Origin of the sequence: Pedobacter sp. UBA5917, assembly GCF_002432345.1 — a bacterium.
Taxonomy (GTDB): domain Bacteria; phylum Bacteroidota; class Bacteroidia; order Sphingobacteriales; family Sphingobacteriaceae; genus Pedobacter.
In genome coordinates this window covers 1-5,525 of the sequence record NZ_DJDT01000270.1, presented here as the reverse complement: position 1 = coordinate 5,525, position 5,525 = coordinate 1, and the positions used below count along the sequence as shown (strand labels likewise).

General features: G+C 39.9%; 5 protein-coding genes. All 5 read right to left on the bottom strand.

All coding sequences use genetic code 11. From position 1 onward, the window contains the following. A partial coding sequence (locus B2V92_RS26530) for a cysteine-rich CWC family protein (RefSeq protein ID WP_349681440.1) occupies positions 1 to 136 on the bottom strand: 136 nt, incomplete at its 3' end. A gap of 218 nt (positions 137 to 354) precedes the next feature. After that, on the bottom strand, positions 355 to 2,739 hold the full coding sequence (locus B2V92_RS18345) for a ribonucleoside-diphosphate reductase subunit alpha (RefSeq protein WP_293310900.1): 2,385 nt from the start codon (positions 2,737 to 2,739) through the stop codon (positions 355 to 357). A gap of 155 nt (positions 2,740 to 2,894) precedes the next feature. Continuing rightward, positions 2,895 to 3,866, bottom strand: a complete 972-nt coding sequence (locus tag B2V92_RS18340; RefSeq protein ID WP_124559464.1) for a ribonucleoside-diphosphate reductase small subunit — start codon at positions 3,864 to 3,866, stop codon at positions 2,895 to 2,897. A 456-nt stretch (positions 3,867 to 4,322) separates the two neighbouring features. Then, on the bottom strand, positions 4,323 to 4,703 hold the full coding sequence (locus tag B2V92_RS18335; RefSeq protein ID WP_293310893.1) for a septal ring lytic transglycosylase RlpA family protein: 381 nt from the start codon (positions 4,701 to 4,703) through the stop codon (positions 4,323 to 4,325). Positions 4,704 to 4,847: 144 nt separating this feature from the next. Further along, a complete protein-coding gene (locus B2V92_RS18330) occupies positions 4,848 to 5,351 on the bottom strand; it encodes a methionine-R-sulfoxide reductase (protein ID WP_113951018.1) in 504 nt (167 codons plus the stop codon). Between the last annotated feature and the right edge of the window lie 174 nt (positions 5,352 to 5,525).

Genomic DNA, 5,525 nt, shown 5'->3' with positions numbered 1-5,525 from the left:
ACTGCACTTCGTTAATGCTAAGTTGCACCACGCTGCACTGGCACTTGGTATAAGAATTGGCCTTGCACTCTATAGCAGTTCCGCATCTTTCGCAGGGAATGATTTCGTGTTTGCTATGTTTCAAGGTTGAAGGCATAAGGTTAAAAGGTTGAGGGCGTAGCGACCAGCGTTTAACATTTTGTGCTATACAAAAATAACGACAAAAAATAAGGTTTTGAGCGTTTGCCCAAAACCTTATCTATTTTATTGCTTTATAATGAGAAGAACAACTATTGCATTAAGATTGCTTCGTGCCTCGCAATGACGAGATGGTGCAGGCTTTTCGCTTTAGTCTTTCTCCTTTAGTCTTTAAGCTTAACCAGAGCAGCTAATGCAACCTTCTTCCATCGAACAAACTGGTCCGTCGATGATTTCTTCTGCAACCTGATCCTGTGTCATTTCAGCCGGAATAACCGCTTCGATGGCTTTACCGCCCTGATTTTCTACAGTAAATTTAACTGCTTGCGATGCCGCCTGTGTACGTAAGTAATACATACCGGTTTTTAAACCTTTCTCCCATGCGTAGAAGTGCATTGAAGTTAATTTTGAAGTATTTGGTGCATTTACGAACAAGTTTAACGATTGCGACTGACAGATATAGGCACCACGGTCGGCAGCCATATCGATGATATTACGCATCTTGATCTCCCAAACGGTTTTGTATAGTTCTTTAATGTAATCAGGAATGGTATCAATAGCCTGGATAGAACCGTTAGCCAATATGATCTGATTTTTCATATCGTTGTTCCATAAACCAAGGGCCACTAAATCTTTCAATAAGTGTTTGTTTACCACCACAAATTCGCCACTTAATACACGACGGGTGTAAATATTAGAGGTATATGGTTCGAAACATTCGTTGTTACCCAAAATCTGCGAAGTAGATGCAGTTGGCATCGGTGCAACCAATAACGAGTTGTACACACCATCTTTAACCACTTTTTTACGCAATGCATTCCAGTCCCAACGGCCGCTATCCGGAGTTACATTCCATAAATCGAACTGGAATTTACCTTTGGATAACGGAGAACCTTTAAATGTTTGGTAAGGACCATGTTTCACTGCTAAATCGTGAGAAGCTGTCATCGAAGCAAAATAAATTGTTTCGAAAATATCTTTATTCAAACGTTTAGCCTCATCGCTTTCGAAAGGTAAACGCAATAAGATAAAAGCATCAGCCAAACCCTGCACACCTAAACCAACCGGGCGGTGACGCATGTTTGAGTTTTCAGCTTCCTGAACAGGGTAATAGTTATGATCGATGATCTTGTTCAGGTTTAAAGTAGCCTGATAAGTTACATCATATAATTTCTGGTGATCGAAAGCACCGTTAATTACGAAGCGAGGCAATGCCAACGACGCAAGGTTACAAACAGCAACCTCATCTTTAGAAGTATACTCGATAATCTCGGTACATAAGTTAGAAGACTTGATTGTACCTAAATTCTGTTGGTTAGATTTGCTGTTCGCTGCATCTTTAAACAACATATAAGGTGTACCGGTTTCGATCTGCGAATCTAAGATGGCAAACCAAAGTTCCTGCGCTTTAACAGTTCTGCGACCACGGCCTTCAGCTTCGTATTTAGCATAAAGTTCTTCAAACTCCTTACCGAAACAATCGGCTAAACCTGGTGCTTCGTGCGGACAGAATAAGGTCCAATCGCCGTTATCTTTAACACGTTGCATAAATAAATCGTTAATCCAAAGGGCATAGAACAAATCGCGTGCACGCATTTCTTCTTTACCGTGGTTTTTGCGAAGGTCCAGGAATTCGAAAACATCTGCATGCCAAGGTTCCAAATAGATTGCGAAAGCACCTTTACGTTTACCTCCACCCTGATCTACGTAACGTGCAGTATCGTTAAATACACGCAACATCGGGATAATACCGTTACTGGTACCGTTTGTACCACCAATGTACGACCCTGTTGCGCGGATATTGTGGATACTTAAACCGATACCGCCGGCACTCTGCGAAATTTTAGCAGTTTGTTTTAATGTATCATAAATACCTTCGATACTGTCATCCTGCATGGTTAACAGGAAACATGACGACATTTGAGGTTTTGGAGTAGCTGCGTTGAACAAAGTTGGTGTAGCGTGTGTAAACCAACGTTCGCTCATTAAGTTATAGGTTTTGATTGCGCTCTCGATATCTTCTTTATGGATACCAACCGAAACACGCATAAACAAATGTTGCGGGCGCTCTACAATCTGACCATTAACTTTTAAAAGGTAAGATTTTTCTAAAGTTTTAAAGCCGAAATAATCGAAACCAAAATCGCGGTCGTAAATGATAGAACTATCTAAAATATCCTTGTTTTTTTCTATGATCTCATAAACATCGTCAGCGATAAGAGGAGCCTCTTTCTGCGCTTTCGGGTCGAAATATTCGTACAACATTTTCATCGTACCCGAGAATGATTTAGTGGTATTTTTATGTAGGTTGGAAACCGCGATACGCGATGCTAGCAAAGCATAATCAGGGTGTTTTGTTGTTAACGATGCCGCCGTCTCAGCCGCAAGGTTATCCAGCTCTGATGTAGTTACACCATCATATAAACCTTCGATTACCTTTTTGGCCACATCGATCGGGTCTACAAGGTCTGAATTTAAACTATAGCACAACTTTTGGATACGGGCTGTGATTTTGTCAAATTGCACCGCTTCTTTGCGGCCATCTCTTTTTAGTACGAACATATTTTATGAGATTTAAGTTTTATATTAAGTCGTGAGTATCAAGTATCAAGACTTAATCATCACTTTTGTAGTTTTTGTTATTTATTTAGTATCAAGTAATAAGTATCTGGTATCAAGATTAAACCTTAAGCCTTCTACCTTTTAACCTTCAACCTCTAGAAGTCTTCATCTAAAGAGAATGCCTGGGCTTTGTTATCAGCAGAGGTTAATACACCACTTTTTTGATAATCGCCAACACGTTTCTCGAAGAAATTGGTTTTACCCTGTAACGAGATCATTTCCATGAAATCGAATGGGTTGGTTGCATTGTATATTTTTTTGTAACCCAGTTCCTGTAACCATCTGTCGGCCACAAATTCGATATACTGGCTCATCAGTTTTGCATTCATACCGATTAAAGCCACCGGTAATGCGTCGGTAATAAATTCTTTTTCGATTTCTACCGCATCGCTGATGATGGAGTGAACCTGCTCTTCGCTTAGTTTATTGCTTAACATGCTGTATAACAGGCAGGCAAATTCGCAGTGCGAACCTTCATCTCTTGAGATCAGCTCGTTACTGAACGTTAATCCCGGCATTAAACCACGTTTCTTTAACCAGAAGATAGAGCAGAAACTTCCGCTGAAGAAAATACCTTCAACCGCAGCAAATGCCACTAAACGTTCGGCAAAAGTTCCGTTTTCGATCCAACGTAAAGCCCATTCCGCTTTTCTTTTTACTGCAGGTACAGTATCGATGGCGTGAAATAAACGGTCTTTTTCTTCAGGATCTTTGATATAAGTATCGATTAACAAAGCGTAGGTTTCGGCATGGATGTTTTCCATCATAATCTGGAAACCATAAAAACAACGTGCCTCTGGCAATTGCACCTCACTCATGAAGTTTACCGCAAGGTTTTCGTTCACAATACCATCACTAGCAGAAAAGAAAGCAAGGATATGTGAAATAAAATGCCTTTCGCCATCATTTAAATTATCCCAGTGTTTTTGGTCGTCAGAAAGATCGATCTCTTCTGCCGTCCAAAAACTAGCTTCGGTCTTTTTATACATTTCCCATATTGCCGGGTACTTGATCGGCAAAAGCACAAATCTGTCTTTGTTTTCTTGTAGTAATAATTCCTGTTCCATACGCTGATGTTTTTTAATTCTATTTTTTTAACAGAGCCGACAAAGGCACGCATCCATCAATTTTATATGATGATTGTAATGTCTTTTATCAAAACGCTGTTGTGAAAGTGCTAACCCTATTGCCCGGCAAACAACTGAGTTTTTAGTTGCGAAAATTTAAAATTGTAATCAGAGAGATATACTTATAATTAACTAAAAACTAAGCTTTTATAATTGTTTCCAAGCGCAAGAAGTTAAAGAACTTTGTTATAACAAATATATATACGGTGGCCATTTTTAGTGTACCAAAGTTGTTAACACCCTGCCCGTTTGCTGGGGAAAAACGATCAGCCAAATATCATTTTCAAGCGAAAAAAAAGCTAATTGTTTCTTTTCAAGGGTTTAACAAACCAAAATGAGTGTTAATAACTTAAATTTTAGGGGTGTAACAGGCCTGAAATAGAGCCAAAAGGAGTATTACTCAACAGTATAACTGAGGCTAACTTTGGCTATCCCTTTGCGGAAAATGCCGATCTGTTTTGCAGCACGTTCTGACAGATCTATTGCCAGTTTTTTAGAATATGGACCGCGGTCGTTTACCTTTACCACAACTGATTTTCCGTTATCGGGATTGGTTACGGTAACCAGTGTTCCCATTGGTAAAGTGCGGTGGGCAGCAGTGAGTTTTTTTGCCCTGTACCTGGCACCGCTGGTGGTGCGGCGACCTTCGAATTTTCTGTGATAATAAGTAGCGAGAACTGTTTTTTTGATACTATCCGGTTCATTTGATGCGTCGGGATTTTGTGCTTTGACCTGCAGAAACAGAAAACAAAAACTTAATAACAGAAGATACTTCATAGGCTAAATTTTCTTTATCGAGCCTGCAAATATAAGCATTTAGTTTATAATCAATAATTTGTGGAAAAACAGGGCAATTTTGTGAATTAAAAAAGGCGTACAGCTTCGCTGCACGCCTCTCTACCTAACCCTACTATACCCACCTTATTTTTGATCCGGCACGAAATTCATAGAGATTGAATTTACACAATGACGGGTGTCTTTATTCGTAAATCCCTCACCTAAAAATACGTGACCAAGATGCGCGCCACAATTGGCACAAACTATTTCTGTACGTGATCCATCGGCATCAGGAATACGTTTTACAGCACCTTTGATTTCGTCGTCGAAAGCAGGCCATCCGCAGTGCGCATCAAACTTACTTTCCGAACGGTATAGTGCAGCATTGCAACGTTTGCAGGTATAAGTACCTTTATCTGTTGTATGCTCGTATTTACCCGTACCTGGATATTCGGTACCTTTATTTACAATTACTCTTTCTTCTTCGGGTGTTAATGGATTCCAGTTCATTTTCTTCTTTGGTATGATTTGTTCTGTTTCCTTCGGTTGTTTTGCAGCTTCCTTATCCTGTTTTTGAGCGCAGGCTGAAAGACCTGTAATTAAAACAACAGCAGAAATCAAAAATAGTTTATTTAACATCGTTTTCATATATCAATATACGGTTTAGATTGTGTTTTGGTTCGCTTGTTAAGGGGTTTTACCTCACCCTGACAATGTTGGTGATGCTTCTGCTTTTCTGCTGTCCCTCTCCTGCAGGAGAGGGAAACAACGTGGGGTGGTTTTAACCCATAGCCCCGGCCTAATAGACCCTGAAATAAATTC